At 40.7% G+C, this 22,487-nt stretch carries 21 protein-coding genes and 1 other RNA gene; 20 read left to right on the top strand and 2 right to left on the bottom strand.

From position 1 onward, the window contains the following. Positions 1-3: 3 nt before the first annotated feature. The 13 genes from I1H34_RS02385 to I1H34_RS02325 all read left to right on the top strand — a co-directional run bounded on the left by I1H34_RS02385 (position 4) and on the right by I1H34_RS02325 (position 13,431). Positions 4-948: a Gfo/Idh/MocA family protein gene (locus I1H34_RS02385; protein ID WP_212664178.1), complete on the top strand. Its 945-nt coding sequence runs from the start codon at positions 4-6 to the stop codon at positions 946-948. Then, positions 941-1,540, top strand: coding sequence for an acyltransferase (locus tag I1H34_RS02380; RefSeq protein ID WP_249369725.1), 600 nt, complete (start codon positions 941-943; stop codon positions 1,538-1,540). The genes I1H34_RS02385 and I1H34_RS02380 overlap by 8 nt, the downstream gene beginning before the upstream one ends. Before the next feature lie 9 nt (positions 1,541-1,549). Then, entirely contained in the window at positions 1,550-2,704 is a 1,155-nt protein-coding gene (locus I1H34_RS02375) for a DegT/DnrJ/EryC1/StrS family aminotransferase (protein WP_212664177.1), read from the top strand. A gap of 84 nt (positions 2,705-2,788) precedes the next feature. After that, entirely contained in the window at positions 2,789-4,021 is a 1,233-nt protein-coding gene (locus tag I1H34_RS02370; protein ID WP_212664176.1) for a lipopolysaccharide biosynthesis protein, read from the top strand. A gap of 23 nt (positions 4,022-4,044) precedes the next feature. Then, a complete protein-coding gene (locus tag I1H34_RS02365) occupies positions 4,045-4,995 on the top strand; it encodes an AAC(3) family N-acetyltransferase (protein ID WP_212664175.1) in 951 nt (316 codons plus the stop codon). A 112-nt stretch (positions 4,996-5,107) separates the two neighbouring features. Next, positions 5,108-6,034 (top strand): class I SAM-dependent methyltransferase, encoded by a 927-nt coding sequence (locus I1H34_RS02360; RefSeq protein WP_212664174.1) that lies wholly within the window; start codon positions 5,108-5,110, stop codon positions 6,032-6,034. Beyond that, complete coding sequence (locus I1H34_RS02355) at positions 6,027-6,449, top strand: VOC family protein (RefSeq protein ID WP_212664173.1); 423 nt, start codon at positions 6,027-6,029, stop codon at positions 6,447-6,449. The genes I1H34_RS02360 and I1H34_RS02355 overlap by 8 nt, the downstream gene beginning before the upstream one ends. Positions 6,450-6,451: 2 nt before the next feature. Next, a complete protein-coding gene (locus tag I1H34_RS02350; RefSeq protein ID WP_212664172.1) occupies positions 6,452-8,227 on the top strand; it encodes an HAD-IIIC family phosphatase in 1,776 nt (591 codons plus the stop codon). Positions 8,228-8,232: 5 nt separating this feature from the next. Continuing rightward, a complete protein-coding gene (locus I1H34_RS02345) occupies positions 8,233-8,475 on the top strand; it encodes an acyl carrier protein (protein WP_212664171.1) in 243 nt (80 codons plus the stop codon). Positions 8,476-8,514: 39 nt separating this feature from the next. Further along, positions 8,515-9,927, top strand: a complete 1,413-nt coding sequence (locus I1H34_RS02340) for a polysaccharide deacetylase family protein (protein WP_249369723.1) — start codon at positions 8,515-8,517, stop codon at positions 9,925-9,927. 196 nt (positions 9,928-10,123) lie between these two features. Continuing rightward, complete coding sequence (locus I1H34_RS02335) at positions 10,124-11,356, top strand: oligosaccharide repeat unit polymerase (protein ID WP_212664170.1); 1,233 nt, start codon at positions 10,124-10,126, stop codon at positions 11,354-11,356. Between the two features lie 34 nt (positions 11,357-11,390). Then, positions 11,391-12,140, top strand: a complete 750-nt coding sequence (locus tag I1H34_RS02330) for a class I SAM-dependent methyltransferase (protein ID WP_212664169.1) — start codon at positions 11,391-11,393, stop codon at positions 12,138-12,140. 535 nt (positions 12,141-12,675) lie between these two features. After that, entirely contained in the window at positions 12,676-13,431 is a 756-nt protein-coding gene (locus I1H34_RS02325) for a class I SAM-dependent methyltransferase (RefSeq protein ID WP_212664168.1), read from the top strand. 172 nt (positions 13,432-13,603) lie between these two features. Here the strand turns inward: I1H34_RS02325 and I1H34_RS02320 are convergent, their stop codons facing one another. After that, positions 13,604-14,260: an FkbM family methyltransferase gene (locus tag I1H34_RS02320; protein WP_212664167.1), complete on the bottom strand. Its 657-nt coding sequence runs from the start codon at positions 14,258-14,260 to the stop codon at positions 13,604-13,606. A 471-nt stretch (positions 14,261-14,731) separates the two neighbouring features. On the opposite strand from I1H34_RS02320, the gene I1H34_RS02315 reads away from it, so the two are divergent. The 3 genes from I1H34_RS02315 to I1H34_RS02305 all read left to right on the top strand — a co-directional run bounded on the left by I1H34_RS02315 (position 14,732) and on the right by I1H34_RS02305 (position 18,520). Beyond that, entirely contained in the window at positions 14,732-15,943 is a 1,212-nt protein-coding gene (locus I1H34_RS02315; RefSeq protein WP_212664166.1) for a glycosyltransferase family 4 protein, read from the top strand. Then, positions 15,906-17,168 carry a glycosyltransferase family 4 protein gene (locus I1H34_RS02310; RefSeq protein ID WP_212664165.1) on the top strand — a complete coding sequence of 421 codons (1,263 nt, stop codon included), beginning with the start codon at positions 15,906-15,908 and terminating at the stop codon, positions 17,166-17,168. Before I1H34_RS02315 ends, I1H34_RS02310 begins: the two co-directional genes overlap by 38 nt. A gap of 95 nt (positions 17,169-17,263) precedes the next feature. Further along, positions 17,264-18,520: a glycosyltransferase family 4 protein gene (locus I1H34_RS02305; RefSeq protein ID WP_212664164.1), complete on the top strand. Its 1,257-nt coding sequence runs from the start codon at positions 17,264-17,266 to the stop codon at positions 18,518-18,520. A 678-nt stretch (positions 18,521-19,198) separates the two neighbouring features. Here I1H34_RS02305 and ssrS read toward each other — a convergent pair. Further along, a non-coding RNA gene (gene ssrS / locus I1H34_RS02300) (6S RNA) lies at positions 19,199-19,381 on the bottom strand. Between the two features lie 127 nt (positions 19,382-19,508). Here ssrS and I1H34_RS02295 point away from each other — a divergent pair. The 4 genes from I1H34_RS02295 to I1H34_RS02280 all read left to right on the top strand — a co-directional run bounded on the left by I1H34_RS02295 (position 19,509) and on the right by I1H34_RS02280 (position 22,476). Continuing rightward, complete coding sequence (locus I1H34_RS02295; protein ID WP_212664163.1) at positions 19,509-19,820, top strand: DUF6439 family protein; 312 nt, start codon at positions 19,509-19,511, stop codon at positions 19,818-19,820. 132 nt (positions 19,821-19,952) lie between these two features. Next, positions 19,953-20,549, top strand: coding sequence for a hypothetical protein (locus I1H34_RS02290; protein ID WP_212664162.1), 597 nt, complete (start codon positions 19,953-19,955; stop codon positions 20,547-20,549). Between the two features lie 221 nt (positions 20,550-20,770). Beyond that, a complete protein-coding gene (locus tag I1H34_RS02285) occupies positions 20,771-21,814 on the top strand; it encodes an alpha/beta hydrolase family protein (RefSeq protein ID WP_212664161.1) in 1,044 nt (347 codons plus the stop codon). Positions 21,815-21,948: 134 nt separating this feature from the next. Beyond that, complete coding sequence (locus tag I1H34_RS02280) at positions 21,949-22,476, top strand: DUF4149 domain-containing protein (protein WP_212664160.1); 528 nt, start codon at positions 21,949-21,951, stop codon at positions 22,474-22,476. Positions 22,477-22,487: the final 11 nt, after the last annotated feature.

The following is a 22,487-nucleotide window of genomic DNA, read 5'->3' as shown; positions in this document are numbered from 1 at the left end:
TCTATGAACAAAGTTGTTGTCGTCGGTGCAGGAAACTGGGGTAAGAACCTAGTGAAGAATTTTCATGAGCTCAATGCCTTAGCCGGAGTGGCTGAGATGAGTTCAGATTTGCGTCAGGCGATAGCAGATAGCTATCCGGATCTTCAGGTATATACTGACTATCGCGACGTTTTAGATACTGATATTTCAGCCATTGTGTTTGCAACACCAGCCCCTACCCATTATTCGTTGGCAAAAGCGGCTTTAGCTGCCGGTAAAGATGTATTTATCGAAAAACCAATGACCCTGAATACGCAAGATGCGATTGAGTTGGCTAAATATGCCGATCAACATGATCGCATTTTAATGGTGGGACATTTATTGCTGTATCAACCTGCGATCGCATGGATGCGAGACTATATATCCAGCGGTAAAGCAGGTAAAGTACTCCATGTCATGGCTCAACGGGCCAAACTGGGCAGAGCCCGCTCTGAAGAGAACGTTTGGTGGTCCTTTGCTCCCCATGACGTCTCTGTTGTGCTGGATTTACTGGGTAATCCTAAACTCCAATCCATACAAGCGAGTGGTCATGCTATGGTGCAATCCCATGTTGAGGATAATGTTCATGTCGATTTGGTCTTTGAGAATGGCCAAACTGCTCATATTCATGCCTCTTGGTATCATCCGTTATTACAGCGATGCACCACCATCCTCGCCGAACGACAAATGCTGGTCTATGACGAAGTTACACAGCAAGTCACCGTTTACGAAAAATCTATTGGCTCAAATCTTCAAAACGTAGATACAGGATCTTGGATCGCCGATGTCGCCACAACTCAGCCTCTCAAGTTAGAATGCGAGCATTTTCTTGACTGTCTGGACACACGCCAGCAACCGAGATCAAATGGTTGGAATGGTGTTGCAGTAGTAGAGATTTTAGAAAAGGCTCAGGAGGCAATGCGTGGCTGAGCCAACTCTGGAGAAACGTGACTTTTTCGCTCATGAATCTTCCTATATCGATGAAGGTGCACAGATTGGTACCAACACTAAAATTTGGCACTTTTGTCATGTCTATGGCAAAACCAAAATTGGCCGAAACTGTGTATTAGGTCAAAATGTGACGGTAGCAAACCATGTCATCGTCGGTGATCAATGCAAAATTCAGAACAATGTCTCTCTATATGAAGGTGTCATCTTAGAAGACTATGTGTTTTGTGGGCCCAGCATGGTGTTTACCAACGTTAAAACACCCCGTTGTGAGTTTCCTCGTAATACCAGTGCTGACTACCACAAAACGTTAGTTAAACGAGGAGTCAGTATTGGTGCCAATGCCACTATTGTCTGTGGTGTGACCTTACACGAAGGGGCGTTCGTTGCCGCTGGAGCAGTGGTAACCAAAGATATTCCTGCCTACGGCATGGTTGCTGGCATTCCAGCTCGCCTTATCGGTTGGATGAGTGCCTATGGAGATGTTTTAGAATTCGACAACAATGGCTATGCTGTAGACTCAGCAGGTACCCGATATCAAAAAGTCTCTGAAATAGAAGTCCGCAAACTCTAGTGCCCAGGTATGAAAATTCCTATTCTTGATCTTAAACCCCAATATGCCAGCATCAAAGCTGATATCCATACTGCCCTTGATCGGGTCCTGGAATCAGGCGCTTTCATTATGGGGCCGGAGGTCAAACAATTCGAACAAGAAGTTGCCACTTACCTTGGTGTCAAACATGCAATCGGTGTCAACTCGGGAACTGATGCTTTAGTCATTGGTCTCAAAGCTTCTGGCATAGGAGTAGAAGATGAAGTTATCACTACCCCTTTTTCGTTTTTTGCCACCGCCGAATCAATTAGCAATGTGGGCGCCAAACCCATCTTCGTTGATATTGATCCCCACACTTTTAATTTGAATGCTCATCAAATCGAAGCTAAAGTAACCCCAAAGACTAGGGCAATTTTGCCAGTGCATCTGTACGGCCATCCAGCAGCTATGGCAACCATTATGGAAGTTGCCAAGAAATATCAGCTGAAAGTAATAGAGGATTGTGCACAGGCATTTGGAGCCCACTATTGGGGAAGTGAAGTTAGGAATGAGCCATCAGGTGTCCCAACGAAGGTTGACCACCTTCGCGATAAAGCAGTAGGAACAATTGGGGATGTTGGGGCATATTCATTTTTCCCATCCAAAAATTTAGGAGCTTATGGTGACGGAGGTCTCATTACCACTAATGATGATGCCATTGCTGAAAAAGCTAGGATGCTACGAGTCCATGGTGCATTGAAGAAGTACCACAATGAGGTCTTGGGATATAACTCTCGCCTTGATTCTATTCAGGCTGCCATTCTACGGGTTAAATTGCCCCATATAGACAACTGGAATCAAGGGCGTCGTCAAGTTGCTCAAACTTACAATGATGGCTTAGCGAATTTACCTGGAATTATTACACCACAGATTGTTGAAGGTCATGTTTTCCATCAGTATACGATTCGTGTCTTAGATCAAAAGCGTGATGCACTCAAGCAGTATTTAGCTGACCATGAGATTGGGTCGATGGTATATTACCCCGTACCTCAAGATCAGCTACCTGTTTATCTAGGCCAGTACGATGTGTTTGAAGTGAGTAGTCAATATACGCAAGAAGTCCTAAGTTTACCCATTTGGCCAGAGCTACAACCTGACACTCAAAGCTTAATTATCAAAACTATCCAAAACTTTTATTTAGGGTAGGCAATCCAGAACCAGGCGAGAATTTTGCTGAAGCGTAGTCAGAAACTCACGAACATACCCTTCCTGCGTAATGTTTTCACATTAATGACAGGGACTGCTTTAGCACAAGCCATTCCAGTGATTTTGTCTCCAGTTCTGACCCGAGTTTATTCTCCAGAGACATTTGGTGGGCTGGCCCTCTTCATGTCTCTCTCAATTATCATGGCCATCCCTGCGACTGGGCGTTATGAGCAGTCCATCATCTTACCTGAAGATGATAACGACGCTCTAAATATTGTTGTACTATGCATTAGTCTTTCTGCCATTTTTTGCTCATTACTTTGGATATTTTTTTATTGGTTCAGCGCTCCAATCTCAAGCATTATTACCCTAAAAAACTTAAGTGTTTACTTACGCCTATTACCAATTTCAATATTTTTACTAGCTGCTTATCAATCGACATACTATTGGTTTAATCGCGTCAAATTATATAAAACTATCACCTTCAACAAGGTGGCATTATCTCTATCTGTAGTCACGACTCAACTCGCTTTATATCAAGTGTCCGATTTTGGTTTAGTGATGGGCTATGTATTTGGACAGCTTATAGGGGTTGTATATGCTGTCTATCAAATGCTCACCTTCTTGCATAAGCATTCAGAGGGAGTTGATATCAACCTTGATCGCATCAAGCAACAAGCTCGGCGGCATATTAAATTCCCAAAATTCTTATTATTAGGGCATATGATGAATGCAATATCTGGGAATATGCCAATCATGCTATTTCAAAGTTTGTATGGCCCTGCATTCTCTGGTTTTTACTCACTAACATTTCGCGTAATTGCTCTACCAATGTCATTAATTGGCAATGCGATTAGTGATGTTTTTCGCGAGGCAGCCTCTAAGCAATACATCAATGAAGGCGAGTGCAGTCAACTTTTTTTAAAGACATTTAAGTACCTTCTTCTAATCGCTGTTATCCCTTTTGCTGTTTTTCTAATTGCTAGTCCTTACTTGTTTACCTTATTTTTTGGCAAAGCGTGGGTTCAAGCTGGTATTTATGCTCGTCTGCTATCACCAATGCTTTTTTGCCAATTTATTACTATCCCTCTTTGTTCAATGTTTATTATTGCAGAGAAGCAAGAATTGGATCTGCTATGGCAGGTCGTCAGATTTATTCTTTCTATTGGCTCAATCTGGATAGGATATACCATTTTTAAGAGTGATGAGTCATCAGTTTTACTATTTTCTATAGCGTTTTGTATTTTATATTTGGTCAGTGGCATCATGAGCTATTCCTTTAGCTGTGCAAATCACAAGACTCTGGATGCAGGTTAATGTAGGTAAAACAGGGTAGTGTGATGAGCTATATACAAGCATTAGCCCGAAGATTTTCTAAGCAATCGATCGCAAAATTCCGCCTGAGATTTCTTCGTCCTTTTTTAGCTAAGAAATATACTAACTATAACTCGGGTGATTTTTTAAAAAGTTTAGAGAGGATTGGTATTAATCCTGGAGATTCTCTATTCTTGATGTACTCTCAAGACCAAATCTATCTAAAGACTGGCAAGTTAGTTCCTATTAAATCTCTACTTAAAGATCTCATAACTTATCTAGGAGAAGACAGCACATTAATGACGCTATGCTTTCCTATTGATCGCGATCAAATATCAGAAAAAACTAAAGTTTTTAATATTAAAAAAACAGCTACTGAGTCCGGCATGATGGCTGAAATACTTCGAAGAAAAAAAGGCTCCGTGCGCAGTCTAAATCCTATATTTAGTACTATTTCATATGGCCAGAAAGCTCAGCTATTCTCTGGCAATCACCATCAATCTCCTTACCCCTTTGGTCCTCTGTCTCCTTACTATCAGATCATGGGGGATGGAGCAAAATATTTAGGAATTGGCGTTGGATTTGAAGCATTTACGCCATGTCATATGATTGAAGACCACTTCAAAGATAAGTTTAAGCATAAAATCTATTACGAAGATCCAGAGGAATTCACAGTGAAGTTATCTGATGGGTGTGAGCAGTTAGTCAGTACATATATGCGAAACCCTGCAACTTTCCCCAAAGGAGGTTATGACCCTATCTATTATTTCAGCTTACTAGACATCTCCAACTCACAAGCATTTACTCAATCAGGAATCAAGTTATTCACATTTAAAATGCAAGATTTCTTCGATGCTGCAGTTAATATCTATACAGCTAAAGAAATCACCGTTTGGGATACAGGTTCATTAACATTTAACATATCAAAAGCGATCAAGAAGCTATTGCGAAAAACCATAAAAACCCAGACAGGCTGAATAAAAGTGCATGGATCTTAATGAAGCATTTATAGCTTTGACAAATTAACTCAAAGATTCTGTTATTCGAATATCTATTGTCCATTATAAAAGCAATAAAAAGGAATTTTATATGCATTCAACAAAACGTTTATCAGCTCCCTTGATTGATGAGCTTATTCAAGAAATATTGAGGATTAACAAACTCCAAAGCAATTTCTTAGCAGATTCAGTGAAAGCTCTTTCACAAAGCGACACTCAGGTTTTCATTCAATACCTCAATTATTGTCTGGATCAACAGTTAACATTAGGGTACTTAGCTGAATGTTATGACTTAATTGTTAAAGATACTTTTACACAGCAGCTCTACTTTAAGCGCCATGGTCATTACAAGTATTCGTCTTATGCTGAAGTTGAATCTTTAGTGTATCGAAATGAAGAGTACATGAGCATGTATATGTATGGCTTGGCTATAACAACTTTTTTATGGTCCAATCATGCTCAAATGAAACATTTTTTCAAGGAGATGCTGCCAAAAACACAGTCTGGGCGATATTTGGAAATTGGTCCAGGACATGGATTTCACATGATGGAGGCCATGCAAAGTTCTCAGTATGAAGAGTTCTTAGGCGTTGATATTAGTCCTACAAGTGTGTTTCTTACTCAAAAAATTCTTTCTAGCCGTTATTTTGGTCAGTTTGAAAACTACAGTATCAAAGAATGCGATTTTCTAGCTTGGGAACCCAATGATCAATATGATGCAGTGGTCATGGGTGAAGTACTAGAGCATGTAGAGCAACCGCAAAAATTCTTGAAAAAGATTGCTGCGTTGACCCACAACACCTCACATATCCATGTCACGACCTGTATTAATTCTCCTGCCATTGACCATATCTATTTATTTGGGCATGCGCAACAAATTGCAGACATAGTTCAAGCCAGTGGTTTATATATCAAGCACCAATTGTTGATTCCTTACCAATCAACGACCTTAGCTCAATCTGAACAGGACAAGCTGCCTATTAATATCGCTCTTATCCTTGGCAAAGTCGATGATTAGTTCTAACCCATTTGGCTTGGAGTTCCACCATTTTGGTCTGGCCGTCCGTAAGCCTCAAAAAGCCATTCACTTCTTGAGAGATTTAGATTATCAAATTGGTCCTGAAACTTATGATGAGTTGCAGAATGTCAATTTGAGGATGGGTGAGCATTCATCAATGCCTGATATAGAGTTGATCTATCCCACCGATTCTCCGGGTCCCTTAGATGAGTGGTTAACAGATTATGCTCAGATCATTTACCACCTCTGCTATGTCAGTGAGAATGTGGAACAAACGATTGATAAGCTTCGTCAAGAACACCGCATAATTACGATCTCACCCCCCAAACCTGCCATTTTATTCAATTTTCAGAATGTGTCTTTTTATCAGATACACGGATTTGGCCTGGTTGAAATTCTAGAATGTACGGCTTAAAGATGATGTTGACGTTTGCTGAGATTCAGAATTTTCTAAATCAGGTATCGGTGGAAAATCAGCCTGAGCTGAATATCTCTGTTGTTCGGAACATCACTGTTGAGCCCATCGAACCGTATCTTGCCTACTGGGCTTATCAAATGGGCTTCGCTGCCCAGGTGCAGTGGGGGGGATATGACAGCAGTATCCAAGATGCGATCGCAAATAATTCCCAACTCTTCAATAGTCAAACAGATTGTGTTCTCGTTTTTCTCAAATTAGAAGTTTTATCCGCCCATTTGGCCCAATGTTTCCCCACATTGACCGCTAAAGAGATAGATTCAGAATGCGAACGAATTCTGGAGTATGCGCAAACTATTATTCAAGGACTTCGTCGTCAAACCACAGCCATGATCTTATGGATGGGTTTTGAACGTCCACTTTATCCAAGCTGGGGAATCCTAGACCTGCAAAGACAGACGGGGCAAACCGCTACTATACAACGATTAAATGCTGCTATTCACAGCCTCTTGCTTGGGCAAGAGAATAGTTATTTCGTTGATTTAGATTTATCCCTTGCTCGGCTAGGTAGTCATCATTACTTTGACTATCGCTACTGGCATATCGGCAGATCGCCCTATACGAGACAGGCACTAGGCGAGATAGCAACTGAAGTATTTAAGTATATTCGGGCCTTAAAAGGACAAAACAAAAAATGTCTGGTCCTGGACTGTGATAACACCCTATGGGGCGGTGTGATTGGTGAAGATGGTTTAGCTGGCATAAAATTAAGCGCCAATTCTTATCCTGGATCTTGCTTCTACGAATTTCAGCAAGCAATTCTCAACCTCTACCATCGAGGTATTTTGATTGCCTTGTGTAGTAAGAATAACGAAGCCGAGGTATGGGATGTATTTCATAATCACCCTGACATGGTCTTGCAAGAATCTCATATTGCCTGTGCCCAAATTAATTGGGATGACAAAGCCCACAATCTCCACCAAATCGCGCAGGAATTAAACATAGGACTTGATAGCTTAGTATTTGTAGACGATAGCGAATTTGAAGTGAATCTTGTTCGACAACTGCTTCCCGAAGTAGAAACCATCCACTTACCTCGTAAACGGTCTACAGAATACCGTCAGATGTTATCGAGCTGTGGTTGGTTTGATACGCTAGCCCTAACTCAAGAAGACTTAGACCGTGGAGCCATGTACTCTGCTGCCCAGCAGCGAGCCCAAGCTCAAAAACAGTTCATGAGCATCACCCAATACCATGAATCTTTAGAAATGGTTGCTGAGATCTCTTTCGCAGATGAGTTCTCTATGCCACGGGTTGCACAGTTGACTCAAAAAACAAATCAATTCAACTTGACTACCCAACGGTATTCTGAAGCAGATATTGCAGGTTTCATCAGTTGCTCAACATCTGATGTTTTGTACCTACAGTTGAAAGATAAGTTTGGCGTCTACGGTATTGTAGGAGTCTGCATTGTTATCTATCAAGATGCTCACGCAGTAATTGATTCGCTGTTGTTGTCTTGCCGAGTGTTAGGCAGACATGTCGAAGATGCATTTTTGCATGAGATCCTCAAACTCGTAACACATCGAGAGTGCCAGACCATTGAGGGACAGTATCAGCCCACACAAAAGAACATGCAGGTCCAATCATTTTATTGCGATCGCAGTTTCACTGAACAGTCTGCTGGACGGTATCATTTAGACCTTATCCATTGTCAAGACGTGCCTGCAAGCCGTTTTGTTGGTGAAATCATCTCTCAGGTAGCTAAAGGAGGCTAACGTCAATGCCTGGAACAACAACACAAGTTCGGGTTATTCAAGTCATCTCAACCATCCTCAATGTTCCAACCGATAAGCTCAACATAGACTCTTCACCAGAATCCGTTGAACAATGGGAATCCATGAAACATATCAACTTAGTTCTAGCGATTGAAGAAGAATTTGATGTTCAGTTTGATGATGAACAAATCGCTGAGTTACAGTCTGTAAAATCAATTATTGAAGCAGTTGAGAACACTGATGCATGAATTGCTTCAACTCACTCGGTCACAAATCCAAAGTCAGTCGTGTCTAAACCAACACTTCAAATTGAGATGCCCGATTCCTATTGGGCAGAGCGAACATACATCGTCCGGGTCCTTTTTGAAGAGTTTCTGGGATTTCAAGTCCAACTTCAAAAACACTCCCACTCCAATGTAATCATTACGGCTAGAGATCATCGGCAGTTAGTCATCGCAGACACTCTTTTCTCTACACCAAAGCACTTATGGTTAACACCTACTTCCCTACCAAAACAGCCTCTTGAAATATGGGATTTAGGTAACACCACCCTAAGTCCACGGTTAGTTCACACGGATATACCTATTATTTTTGGGGATGATCCAGAAAATCCATACTTTCTAAATCAATCTGAAGACCAGGTATATGTGGGGTTAGATATATTCGGTTCTACATTTTTTATGCTGACGCGGTACGAAGAGGTCGTAAAACCCGAGCGGGATATACATAATCGTTTTCCAGCCTCAGCATCACTGGCCTATCAAGAGAACTTTCTTGTGCGCCCCATTGTCAATGAATATATCGAGATTCTCTGGCATTGTATGCTGCTATTGTGGCCAAGACTTGAGCGACGGCATCATAGCTTCCAGATCTATGTTAGTCATGATGTGGATGAGCCCTTTCGCTATGCCTTCTCTGGGCCACAGCGTTTACTCAAGCGGTGTGTCGGAGATATAGTCCGTCGTAAAAGTCCTAGGGCATTAGCAAAAAGTATTCAATCTTGGTTATCAGTCAAACAGGGTAATCTCAAGTCTGATCCTTGCAACGTGTTTGATTTTATTATGCAAGTTAGTGAACAACAGGGACTGAAAAGCGCATTTTACTTTATTGCAGACCACACCTGTCACCCCATTGATGGAGATTATGACTTATCTCATCCAGTCATGCGCTCTTTACTATCCGAAATTCATCAGCGAGGCCATGAAATTGGTTTGCATACAAGCTTCAATACCTATCAAGACCAGCCCCAAACTCAACAAGAAGTCGATATTTTAAAGACTATTTGTGCAGAAGAACATATCACCCAAAAACAATGGGGAGGGCGACAACATTGCCTGAGATGGAGTACGCCAAAAACTTGGCAAAACCTCAATAATTCTGGACTAGACTACGATACGACTTTAAGCTTTGCTGAACATATTGGTTTTCGGTGTGGAACTTGTTTTGAATTTCCTGTATTTAACCTATTGACAAGTCAATCTTTACAGCTATACGAACGTCCCTTAATTGTGATGGAAGCCACTGTTTTACAAGAGAAGTCTATGAACTTAAAAATATCAAGTGGTGAAGCATTCAAGGCCATAAACTCGATGAAGATGACATGCCATCTATTCTCAGGAAACTTCACACTTCTATGGCATAACAGCCATTTAACAACTAGTGAAGAGAAAGACCTTTACCAACAGATTTTAGTGTCTTAGGATTTGTTAGATATTAGTCATTATATTGTTGATTTTTTAAAAATACAAACTAAGTCATATGAATATAGGATTTATAATAAGTTGGTATTTATTTTTATTCATCATCGGGTACCTATTAGAAAAGCTAACTAGCTGCTTTTCTAGATTAAGCATTTTCACTATATTTTTCTATGCCTTCTTTCTAAAGCATGGAATAATGATACCTTTTAATGTCGATATTACTTATCGACAAATGGGGCTTCAACTCTCTGACCAGGTAATCCTGAGATGGTTAGCTTCATTAGTGTTAATGTATATCAGTTTCGTTGTGGGAATAATTATCTCACGTCCATTCTTTGGAAAAAGAAAGCTCAGTCGGAAAGAATTCAAGCAGGATCTTCTCAAGCTAGCGACAAAAAAACGGAAGGATGTCAGAGATATTTTTCCATTTTTTGCAATTTTCGTTGCTATTTTTACATTCTGGCTGCTATGGAGACCTGATTTTATTGATTATTTCTTAACTGGTGACATTACAGCAGAAACGTATAAAGCAGCACGAGTTTCCTTTGGAGCAAATGCGAATAATGGAGTACTTCTAAGAATAGCCAGTACATTTAGATTTACAGCATTACCCTTATGTCTATATATCTTATTTTTTATTCGAAAAATAAATACAAAATATACCCCGCTTTTTTGGGCTATCTTTTGTATAACATTTTTACTAAATTTAATTTCAGGTCAGAAAGGTGGTGTAATTCTGATTCTATTGGGGTTATTTCTTTGCTGGCTCTTTTCAACAGGTCATATAACCATATCATTAACGACTAAAGTTGGAAAACGATTCATCGGCATTGCACTATTGCTAATATTTATTCTGCTCCCTTTTCAATATATGGTTCAGTACCCTGGTATTACCTACCAAGAAGGTTTAATGGCAGTTGCAAATCGACTAAGTGGAGAAGTATCACGAACTTTGCAATTGCACTTCCATGTATATCCTGACATTTTTCCTCACTTAAATGGCGCTAGCTCTTCATTCACTAATATCTTTACTGACAATGATGTGGTGCTCGATCCAGGACGCGTGATTCGTGGCTATTTTTTGTTTAGTGACATTACTGATGCAACTGGAACATGGAATGCTGCATTTATTGGGGCAGCCTGGGCTGATTTCAGCTATTTTGGAGTAGTCTTACAATCAATTCTTATAGTTAGCCTGCTATCTTACTATCATCAGTGGTTTATCGGGTCGCACAAAACACCGAGCGTCTTGGGAACTTATATCGCCTTGTCCATGTCAACCTTCTTCCTGTCAGAAGGCAATTTTCTGACAACATTATTTTCTTTTGGCTTAGGTCTAAATTTTATTTTTTATCTAATGTTACGACGATTTAGTTCCCTTAAGAAGAACAAAAAGAAAATCCCAAAATCGCTTAAACCATCAATTTAAAATTCAGAAAACAACAAGCCTCAAGTCATAAATTATGCAAAATTTTACTCCTTCCAAGTCCCTCAAAGAGAATTACGATGAATACTATAAAGAAGGCGAACTAGAATGGAGAAAGCTAGGTGCTACTGACAAAGTCAATAATATTATTCAATTATGTGATGTTCTTCCTCATTGCACAATTTTAGAAGTTGGAGCTGGCGATGGTGCAATCTTACAGGAATTGAGTAATCGACAATTTGGAGATCATCTGTATGGACTAGAACTATCAGCTTCTGGTGTTACGGTTATTGAGAGGCGTCAAATTCCTAATCTCGTCGAATGTCAACAATTTGATGGTTATAAAATTCCGTATGATAACCAAACATTTGATCTTGTAATCCTAACCCATGTATTAGAGCATGTAGAATTTCCACGTCAACTACTTTATGAAATTGCCCGTGTTGCCCAACATGTATGTATTGAAGTTCCCCTTGAAGACAACATTCGTCTATCCAAAGATTTTGTGCCTGATAAAGTTGGCCATATCAATTACTACAATACGAAAACAATTAGGCGCTTGATACAAACTTGTCAATTTCAAGTTCTAGGACAGCAAGTTAGTAATATATCAAAAACAATGTATAGATATGCTGGCGATAGAAAAGGTATAGCTCAATATTATATTAAAGAGATTAGCTTAAATCTATTTCCAAGATGGGCAACTTCTCTATGGACTTATCATTCTACTCTTATATGCAGAAGTCCTTATTTCACTGAGACTAAAGGCTTCAACAAAAACAATTAATTCATCAAACTTCAAGATAGTATTTTGAAAGATTTAAGAGAGGCTTTATCACCCTACGCTCATCGATAGCGTGCAGTGACAATAGCATAATTATGTTCGCTAACTTAGAGTATGCTGAAATAAGCTGAGATAAAAACAATCGCTATATTGATGACAATCGTTCTAACTAGATAGTTAAGTAGCAATTCATCAAAAAGACTCTGGTAACGCAAACAATCACAAGCATTCTTCATTACGCATATATTGCAATCATCACCTAATTTTATTACTCAAGAGCATGACTTCAAGACAACAATATTATGGAAGGAACATGTAACTTATCAAATACGATAAGCCTATGCTTTTCCGCTCAATCTCAACTCCATGTTACCCAATGGATTGTTGTGCTTTCATGGTCAATCCTTCTCATTTATTGTTATGACTAGCAATGGTATGAATTAACCGCACTATGCTTACAAAGCAACAGTTCAAGAAACTTCTTTTTTCATCTCCCTTAATTAAGCCCTCAATATTTCTGCTACGAATTAGAGTATCTATGGCTTATCAGCTACCGCAACTTAAGCGGATACTCATATGGTTAGCAACATCAAAAGAAGTAACAAATTTCACCTATGGTTTAGATTCTAATAATCGCTTACAGCTAGCTTCAATTATTTCTCTAATAACCCAAGTCGATACCAACAAAGTATTAAGCTACTTTGAAGAGATTGAACAAGATATAGATCTCAGAGAGCTTATAAAAACTTCAATCTGTCAAGGAAATAGTCTTGATAGAAATAGCTCTGATGCAAATGTACAGTACGGACGGCGCATTGGCTGGTATGCTTTCGTACGGATCTTAAAGCCAAAAGTTGTTATTGAAACTGGTATTGATAAAGGCTTAGGAAGCTGTGTAATATGTTCTGCTCTATTGCGTAATCAAGCCGAAGGACATTCTGGTCAATACTACGGCACTGATATAAATCCTGATGCAGGATTTTTGTTTACTTCTCCTTATGATCAAGTCGGGAAAATATTATATGGGGATTCAATTGAGTCACTCCAATTACTATCAGAATCAATAGATCTTTTTATCAATGATAGTGATCACTCTGCTGATTATGAGATGGAAGAATATAAGGTAATTCAAGAGAAGCTATCTCTCAAGTCAGTTATTCTCGGAGATAACTCTCATGAAACTGACAAGCTTCAAAGGTTTGCTATGAATACCAATCGAAAATTTATTTTCTTTAAAGAAAAGCCTAAAAAACACTGGTATCCAGGCGGTGGAATTGGAATAGCATGGAGCTAAGCTTTCAAATGATGTCAATAGTCTAAAGCTTAACTTTAGACTATTAATAAAAAATTACTATTCAACAAAATTATCGAATCACATTATTTGTAACATGAAAAATTCTTTCAATGTTACTCTTCATACATGTTAGTTAAGTAGCACAATTCTACTTAACTAACATGCTTTTGACTTAGATACTTTTAACAAAAACATAATTACCATTATCTTGAACAAATACTAATGAGTAACCATTGTATAGAAGATGATTCACCGATGTTTGAACTCTATCCTTATAGTTTGAATCAAGCGGATTAGAACATTCATCGTATTCTACACAGATCACTTTTATATTGATTCCATCTTCAATGATAGATTCAATAACTTTGTACTCAGCTCCTTCAATATCAATTTTAAGAAGATCTATCTTCTCATGACCGAGATCTTTCATAAGAGAAGCAAGCCTGTTTACTTTAATTAATATATGCTCATTTGTTTTTTGGAGGTTGACAAGTGAATGAGAAACATGAGTAGGGTTTTTAGGTACAAAAAATTTTAATGTATCTTCTGCATCCCAGAGTCCGACGTTATAGAAATGGTATTTAGGGTTCTGGCCAACAACACTTTTTACATATTCAATGGCTCTCGGGGTTGGATCAAAGCCATAAACATCGCAATTAAAATGATCAATCAGGCTCAGATCAAATGAGATATCTTCTCCACAGCCAACACAGTAACAAATTGAATGCTCATTAATTAGACGTGTTGGAATTACCCAACCTCCATAATCAGTCCCAAATTTTTGGAGATCATTTCTCTTGGTAATTTTGATGCGAGTGATTGCATCCATTCCAAATGCTTGAAATGTATGATATGACAGTCGTTTTATTATTTTTTTCGATATCTTTTGGAGGGGCATACTATCTATACAGCTACTATGGTTATTGCCTACATGCAGAATTCAATCTAAAACAAAATACGACATTAGATAATTGAGTATATCTATTCGCGATACAACACCTTCTCATAAGGCTATCTCAAAGACATAAAAAATGATGAAGCCAGGACAAGCAGGTAATTCTATTATTCCGGTATTACCCACAAGATTTCGTTTGATCCGGCAACACTCTGAAATAGTGCTCTTTTGACAATTTTGTCTTTTTGCCAAGTGGTAGAGCCACATCTCTGAGAGACTCATAACGGAGATTTTCAGTCTCTCAGAATTCTGAGAGATACTTTGAAGTGAGTGAGATCGCGCTAGACAGCGGATATCGACTAAGCTGACTCATGGACTTAAACGTGAACGTGAATTGCAAAATCAATGAAAATTGTATTGATGGTCGAATCATTCACAAAAAATATGGGATACATCGAAAATGTCTTACCGAAGTATTTAGCACGGCTCGGCGTCGAAGTACATGTTGTAAGCACTACACTCCCTTGTTACAGCTACCTCCAAGACTTTGAAGAAACGTATCCTGATCTAGTCAATCTCTCTTCTACTGCAACCAGTGAACAATTGGATGGGTTTACAGTCCATACTTTGCCATATAAGCGAGTGGTAGGTCACCTTCAAATGCAAGGGTGGTATCAAATGCTTAAGGATATAGCTCCCCATGTTGTGCAGACTACTGTGCCCATTGGTTGGATTCCATTAGATTTAGCGCTTGCAAAATCAAAGCTTGGCTATAAGCTCTTTACAGGTAATCACCGTAGTTCCAGTACGTTCCCGCTTGCTAGCATGCCACACCGAACGATTAGTCCCGCAAAAGTGCGCTGTTTCCTGACACGCAGTATCCCTGGTCGACTGGCTAGCCTAGTAACAGAGAAATGCTATTGCCCGAATCAAGACTGTGCTGAGATAGCTTGGAAATTTTTTGGAGTTCAGCAACAGAAAGTAGAAGTCATGTTTTTGGGGGTAGATACAGATTTTTTCTATCCTGCTACGGATACACCTCATATGCAGCAAGAACGTATTGAAACTCGCCAAAAGTTGGGTTTCTCTCCCGATGACATCATTTGTGTTTACAGTGGCAAATTCACTGAGACTAAAAATGCACTGATTCTTGCTCAAGCCATTGAGCGATTGCGGGCTCAGGGGCAAAAGTTTGTGGGGCTTTTTATAGGTAATGGTGTACAAAAAAGTGAAATCTCAAAATATCCAAATTGCCAAATCTTAGATTTTATGCCGTACCATCAATTGTCTACGTACTATCGTGCTGCTGATATAGGAGTCTGGCCGACAAATGAAAGCATTTCAATGCTTGATGCTGCTGCTTGTGGATTACCACTTGTCGTAAGCGATGGTATTGGATATTTTGATCATATTGAAGGCAATGGATTGGTATATCACATCAATAATTTAGATTGTTTAGTAGATACATTGCTACAACTGAAAGACCACCATAAGCGTGCCGAATTGGGAAACATTGGTAGTCAAAAGATGAAACAAATGTTCAGTTGGGAATCCATTGCTCGCAAACGCTTAATTGATTATGAAACATCTCTTGCCGAAACACACGACTCAATCTGAATGGCCAATAGGTAGCTCCAATAAGCAAACAAGCATCGCTGCACTTTATGCTCATGGGACCTATTGTTCTGGCCAGAGATTGGCTTCCGAGATTGTAATAAAAGGTCTACAAGAACGGAATTGGAATGTTCATTCAATCCGGTTGCCTGCTCTTGAACGCAAAACCACCAATCAACGAATTAAAATAAATATATTATTAATCAGCATACTAAATGCTACTCCTGTATTACTCTATGCTTGGCTTCAGGTACTTCGGCTCAAGCCTGAGTATATTCTTTATGTATCACTTGGCCAAACCAAATTCTCAATGATGCGAGAAGGAATCCCATTCGTTTTAAGGTATTTTTTCAATAATCGCAAAACGACGGGTATTATTTCGCTTCATGGAAGCAATTTCATGACTTGGCAATATAAAGATTTAGAAGCCAAATTCTTGCGTATGATTTCAGGTTCTGCCAATCTTATATCAGTATTAGGTCCTAATCAAGTGACTCAGCTAAAAGAGCTAGGCATCACTCCTAATAAAATATTTGTGGCTGATAATACTTGCTTAATTGATAGCTTAAATATTTCTAGAATCAAGCAAAAACATACACAGACACTTACACTTAATCGGCCTCTCAATATACTATTTCTCAGTAATTTACTTGAAGAAAAAGGATATATTCAGTTTATTGAAGCAGCTTATATCCTATCTAAAGAAGCTAGAGAGACTCATCGGAAGCTCAACTTTATCTTATGTGGAAAAACCATATTTTCAGACAATGCTAATCTTCGTTTTTCTAACCCTGAGCTAGCTCAGAACTGGATAAAAAGTCAAATTAAAGAGATCAACCAATCTTCTCAAATCAGTCTACAGTGGATTGATGGGGCGATTGGATTACAAAAGCAAGAATTGTTTCATCAAGCACATGTCTTTGTTTTTCCTAGCCAATACAAAACTGAAGCTCAGCCACTGGTGATATTAGAAGCTTTAGCGAGTGGTTGTGCAGTTCTTACGTCTCGTATTGGTGAGATCCCTAGCACAGTTAATGAGCAAACGGCTTACTTTTTAAACGACTGTTTACCACAAACTATTGCTCAATCAGTGACTGAAATCGCTAATGATGAAATCAAGCGAATAACATTGGCAGTCAATGGTTTAAATCTCTTCCAATCTCGATTTTCTTATCAACAGCATATTAATCGATGGGAAGATTTGCTCCAGCAATTAGATAGCCCATAATGAGGCATGTTGTTCACCATTTTCCCTGAGTAATTTGCAAACTGTTTCTCAAAATAATTAGCACGTCGAAATCCTTGCTCATCTAAGCCTAGCCCATGGCACGCATTTTAGTTTTAACGGAACTGTTTTACCCAGAAAAGACTTCAACAGCCTACTTTTTAACCACAATTGCTCAAGGGCTGGTCACAGACTACCCAGTGACTGTCTTTACTGGAGCTTCCTTATATGATAGTCAAGCATCTAGCTTGGCCCAGAATACTGTTGTGAAAGAGGTGGAAATTCATCGATGCCGTGGAACAACGTTTAATAAGAATTGGCTCCCCGGGCGTTTGGTGAATGGTTGTACCCGTGCAATTTCAATCTTTTTCACCGCCTTATGGCAGTGTCATGCCAGTGATGTGATCTTAGTCGTCACGAACCCACCTCTATTGCCCTTAATGGCCTGGTTATTGAAAACCCTGAAGGGGTGTAATTTTGTCCTCTTAGTGCATGATGTTTACCCCGAGGTATTATCCGTCACGGGGCTTGCCCATTCGCAATCTCTGGTCTACCGACTGATGCAGGAGGTCAATCGCCTGATTTATGGACAGGCTAGCCGAATTATTACTCTCGGGCGAGATATGCAAAAGCTAGTGGAGACTAAATTAACCCAACCCGTAGAGGGGAAGCTGATCTGCATCCCTAATTGGGCTGAAACCGAAATTATTTATCCTGTCGACAAGCAGAACAATTCCCTATTACAACGCTTAAATTTAGTGGATAAATTTGTGGTACTGTATGCGGGAAATATGGGGCGAACCCATGACTTGAAAATCTTACTCGATGCGGCAGAAACCTTATCTGACACACAACCTCAAATCCACTTTTTGCTGATTGGTGCCGGGGCTCAAAAACAAGATGTGGAAGCAAGGGTACAGGATCAGCACTTACCGAATGTGACGGTGTTATCTTACTTGCCTCATGAGCAGAAAAATGTGACGCTGAATTCTTGTGATGTTGGTATCATTTCCTTCTTACCGGGTATGACTGGAGTGTCCGTTCCAAGCCGGATGTACAACCAAATGGCTGCGGGCAAGCCATTGATTGCGATCGCAGATAACGAATCAGAATTAGCACAGGTCATTCAAGAAGAAGGGATTGGCTGGCTAGTGTCACCTCAAGATGATGATCAATTGGTTAAGCTCTTAACCCAGATCATGAATGATTCAGAATTATGTAATGACATGGGACACAAAGCAGCACAAGCTGTTCTATGTAAATATCAGCTCAAACATGCTGTAAGCAAGTATCAATCACTTTTTCGAGAATTAATTCCACACAACAACATCTCTAGCCCAGTAGACACTAAGTAACTGAATTAGGCACTGACTCAAACTTTACTGAAGGCTCATAGCTGCAGGGATATGTCAAATTCATGAAAGGAACTGTGGAGCTATCACTTTTGAATATATCAATCCTCACCCATACTTTTACAACTAGCAGATTTTCAGCGCTTTTAACTTAGCCTCTAGCAAACTTGAACCAACTTTAGCTTTTTAAATATGTGAGCATATATTGGTAGGTTTTTAGGTGCTCAAAGATATCGACTTGCAAACTTGTCATAATCCCGTGCTATTGTAGTCCAAGCAATAAGGGGGCGTGGCGGAATGGTAGACGCTACGGACTTAGAAAGCTGAGCCTTACAGGAGAAATCTTGTAAGTGAATGCTCTCAAATTCAGGGAAACCTAAATCTGAACTTTCAGACAAGGCAATCCTGAGCCAAGCCTAGTAGTCCGCTGGATTGCTTTGAAGGTGCAGAGACTCGACGGGAGCTACCCTCACGCTCTTTCAAGTTTTAACTTGGAACATAGCACGGGTAAAGGGAGAGTCCAATTCTCAAAACCAGATCTGGTAGCTGCGAAAGCAGTAGGAGAATGAAAATCCGTTGACCGGTAAGGTCGTGAGGGTTCAAGTCCCTCCGCCCCCATTACTAAAAAAGGACAGAACCCCAGACGATCGTCTGGGGTTCTGTCCTTTAAAAAATTGAGGTGCTATTCCCGCAACGCCGTCTTACCTCAGTTTTTGACCTGGAATCATCCAGGTGGGAGTTGAAAACATCGATTTAAAGTTTCCAAGTACAAGCTTGGTATACTGCCATCGAGCAAATGGCTCCCTATCGTTAAAGTTATAGATCAAAAAACAATATTGGCAGTCACCAACGTCGCAGGAATCGCTAGTGGGCATTGTAACAGGGATTTCTGTATCAGCCCAGTGAAAGTCAGGATTTCGGTAAATACCTGAGCCTGACACAATTAGGATACCCCCGTTACAATCAGCTTCAAGCACATTAGGAAACAAATATGTCATCCCATCCTCCCACTCAGGTTTCTGAACCATCCACCCCACCAGAAGTCACTCGCGAAACTGCTCGTCAACTCGTAGAGCAGTTAACCATTACTTCTGGGGACTGGCACCGCCTCAAAGCTAATCGTCGCGCTAGAGCATTAGAACAAGCCGCTACGGCAATTGTGTTTCTGCTCAATGATCAGTCCGAAGAAGGATTACTGCGCCTACAGCAAGCCGTGGGTTGGCTCGATCGATCTATTAGTGCACCGCCTTGTCCCACCCATGGACATGGTTCACAGAGCAACCCCAAAGATCCCCAAACGTAGGCATCAACATTAAAGTGGCTTCTGGGCGTTAGACTTCTAAGCGTGAGTCCAAGGCCTTAAGTCTTTCTAAGCTGATACCAATAACGGGTGAAGGCGTCTAGAATTCAAGCAAAGATAGCCTAGCTCTTGAGTATGAAACTCGGAAAAGTTGTTAAGTCCGATTCGCACTGCGACTACGTCATTCAAGTGGATGATGACATGGAAGTATTGACCCCTCCTCGACCGGATGACTATGGGTTTGGCTGCTTCGTCAAACTAGAAACTGAAGAACGACATTGGGCTGTAGGACTAGTCTACAACTCTCAATTATTTAATCCCGCCTATCTAAGTTCAGGGCCACGCTTGGTCAGTCAGCCTGATCCCTTCTTTACGCCAGATTTAATTCGAGAAACTCGGACCTTGCTCTGGTGTGTTCTAATTGGTGTGCTGGTACAAGAACAGTCAGAATCTTATGGCGATCAAGGAATTCCCAGCTTAGTTGTCCCTGTCAATACCCCCGTTTGGACGATGGCCACTGAAGATATCCATGCCTTCCATTTGGATCGTCAACATCAACCCCAATTTGGCTACTACAGTCATCTATTACGGTCTGGGGGAGCATTTGCCTCACAGCTAGTCGAACAGGTTCTCGGGCAAATTAGTCCCTTATTTGATGGCAGTGATCGTAGAGCTCTCGATATTCTGCGCAAGGAGTTGTCTTGGAAACATACGATGGGCCTCATGAAGTAGGTTTGTTCTCCCAGACAAGCTCTGCTTAAAATAAGCAATAAAAAACCGACAAACTGAACCAAGTCTGCCGGCGTACTGTGTGTTCCCCATTGACGACTCAGATAGCACCGAGTCTCTTGTAGTATGGCAATTGAAGATAGGTCCAGACAGGATGTAGATCACGCAGACTTCGTGATCCTTATCACCATCGATACTATTGGTAATACGCAGTTTATTTGTCTATGCTGAGCGAACCGCAACAAGACGGTCATTTACTGGTTTATCCACCTGCACAACCCATTGGCCGAGCCAAACGCCTGCTCCACGTTAACGGTGTAACTAGTTCAGCTGAAAGACAGCTACAAGACTTAGAAACCTTAGTCTGGTTGACCCTAGATCGCCCTCTTGACATTGTCGGCATCCATAACAGTACCTCTGGTTATCGAGGTGATTTACTGGAATCCATGATGGGCAAGGCTGAACTCGCCCAATTTTGGCCGGAGCGGCTCTCTGCAGATAATGACAAACGACTGCAAAAGTATGCCGACATGCTGAAGCTTCTGTGCGATAAAACCCTCTCTCCAGAAGCCGACATCCTCGCGGAGCTGCAGCGCCAAGACCTAGCCATTACCCTAGGAGAAGCAGCTCAAAAGTTGCCCTTTGACCTAGATATTATGCGGCGACTCCCCTTTATTCAAAACATGAATTGGGATGATTTCGAGGCATATTTATACGGCAGTTACCCAGCCGGAGCCCCACGATCGATCCTTCGCCTGGCCTATGAAGTCGTGCAAAGCATTCGGTCAGGGTCAGAAATTATCATTCTGGCCCATAGTCAGGGCAGTATTATTGCGGCTCAGGCCCTCCATATCCTGCAAAGGTTCTTCCAGCCGTATACCAAGTGGATTGACGCTCTACACTGCATTTTTTATGGTCCTGCGGTGATGGTGGATGATGTACCGCCCCTACTCAGACCCCAAACCATCCTGATTCAGCATCGCCAAGACTTAGTGGCCGAAGCCTTTAGTAATCTCCGACATGTAGATTTATGGACAAATATACAAAATCAAGTCAAATCCTTAATAGAACGAGCCGATAGTATTTTTGAGTTGGGTCAAGACGATTCTTTCCACAGTGCTCGGCACTACCTCGGCCAGCTAGAGACGCCAGACAGCAAGCAGGCAGCGCAGTTACTACAACGCTTATTAATTGAAGATTGGCAAACCAACCCGGTTCTAAAAGCCCTGGGATCGACTCGCATCATCCTAGAATCTCAGGCTCTATAAACATCGTAATTTGTCGTTTTATTGCAATAGACTTGCGTTTTGTTTCGAGGACCTGAGAATTCTAAAAGTTCTCGTTAGGCTAGCAGTACGAAGGTTATACGACCTTCACTAGACGGAACTTGGATCGCAAGATTATGACCATCGCTGCAAACAATCAACCCAATTCTCTAGCCCAGACTAGTCCACTCAATCTGTCCGTCGTTCAAACAACCATAATTGTGACGGTCATGGCCTGGATCGGGGCCAGCGTCTTGATGGACTTCATCATCATGCCAGGGCTATATTTTTCTGGCATGATGTCAGACCCTGGATTTGCATCAGCCGGGGATATGATTTTCTCAATGTTTAATCGCGTTGAATTAATTGCCGGAGCTGTGGTGCTATCGGGAACGTTATTTTGGCGAGCCACTACTCCTCAGTTGCCTTTGAGTAAAGCAGCCATTCTTCTCGCAACCATTCTTCTCGCCATCCCATTTATCTATACCTATGGCCTCACCCCACAAATGAGTGGTTTAGGAATTCAACTGTCCTTATTTGAATCGGTCGTTGTCCCCGACACCATGGATCAACTGCACTATGTGTACTGGAGTTTTGAAGTTCTCAAGCTAGCAGCCAGTGGAGTGCTTTTATCTTGGGTATGGAAGCAGTCTCAACAGGCCTAGTCTCATCAAAT

This window comes from Acaryochloris marina S15, from assembly GCF_018336915.1.
Classification (GTDB): Bacteria; Cyanobacteriota; Cyanobacteriia; order Thermosynechococcales; family Thermosynechococcaceae; genus Acaryochloris; species Acaryochloris marina_A.
The sequence above is the reverse complement of the archived record's forward strand: the minus strand, read 5'-3'. Positions and strand labels throughout refer to the sequence as shown.

Bases quoted from the DNA above. Each gene is read 5' to 3' on its own strand.
- I1H34_RS02385 (WP_212664178.1), top strand. From the start codon at position 4: ATGAACAAAGTTGTTGTCGTCGGTGCAGGAAACTGGGGTAAGAACCTA.
- I1H34_RS02375 (WP_212664177.1), top strand. From the start codon at position 1,550: ATGAAAATTCCTATTCTTGATCTTAAACCCCAATATGCCAGCATCAAA.
- I1H34_RS02370 (WP_212664176.1), top strand. From the start codon at position 2,789: ATGACAGGGACTGCTTTAGCACAAGCCATTCCAGTGATTTTGTCTCCA.
- I1H34_RS02365 (WP_212664175.1), top strand. From the start codon at position 4,045: ATGAGCTATATACAAGCATTAGCCCGAAGATTTTCTAAGCAATCGATC.
- I1H34_RS02360 (WP_212664174.1), top strand. From the start codon at position 5,108: ATGCATTCAACAAAACGTTTATCAGCTCCCTTGATTGATGAGCTTATT.
- I1H34_RS02355 (WP_212664173.1), top strand. From the start codon at position 6,027: ATGATTAGTTCTAACCCATTTGGCTTGGAGTTCCACCATTTTGGTCTG.
- I1H34_RS02350 (WP_212664172.1), top strand. From the start codon at position 6,452: ATGATGTTGACGTTTGCTGAGATTCAGAATTTTCTAAATCAGGTATCG.
- I1H34_RS02345 (WP_212664171.1), top strand. From the start codon at position 8,233: ATGCCTGGAACAACAACACAAGTTCGGGTTATTCAAGTCATCTCAACC.
- I1H34_RS02335 (WP_212664170.1), top strand. From the start codon at position 10,124: ATGATACCTTTTAATGTCGATATTACTTATCGACAAATGGGGCTTCAA.
- I1H34_RS02330 (WP_212664169.1), top strand. From the start codon at position 11,391: ATGCAAAATTTTACTCCTTCCAAGTCCCTCAAAGAGAATTACGATGAA.
- I1H34_RS02325 (WP_212664168.1), top strand. From the start codon at position 12,676: ATGGCTTATCAGCTACCGCAACTTAAGCGGATACTCATATGGTTAGCA.
- I1H34_RS02320 (WP_212664167.1), bottom strand. From the start codon at position 14,260: ATGGATGCAATCACTCGCATCAAAATTACCAAGAGAAATGATCTCCAA.
- I1H34_RS02315 (WP_212664166.1), top strand. From the start codon at position 14,732: ATGAAAATTGTATTGATGGTCGAATCATTCACAAAAAATATGGGATAC.
- I1H34_RS02310 (WP_212664165.1), top strand. From the start codon at position 15,906: ATGAAACATCTCTTGCCGAAACACACGACTCAATCTGAATGGCCAATA.
- I1H34_RS02305 (WP_212664164.1), top strand. From the start codon at position 17,264: ATGGCACGCATTTTAGTTTTAACGGAACTGTTTTACCCAGAAAAGACT.
- I1H34_RS02295 (WP_212664163.1), top strand. From the start codon at position 19,509: ATGTCATCCCATCCTCCCACTCAGGTTTCTGAACCATCCACCCCACCA.
- I1H34_RS02290 (WP_212664162.1), top strand. From the start codon at position 19,953: ATGAAACTCGGAAAAGTTGTTAAGTCCGATTCGCACTGCGACTACGTC.
- I1H34_RS02285 (WP_212664161.1), top strand. From the start codon at position 20,771: ATGCTGAGCGAACCGCAACAAGACGGTCATTTACTGGTTTATCCACCT.
- I1H34_RS02280 (WP_212664160.1), top strand. From the start codon at position 21,949: ATGACCATCGCTGCAAACAATCAACCCAATTCTCTAGCCCAGACTAGT.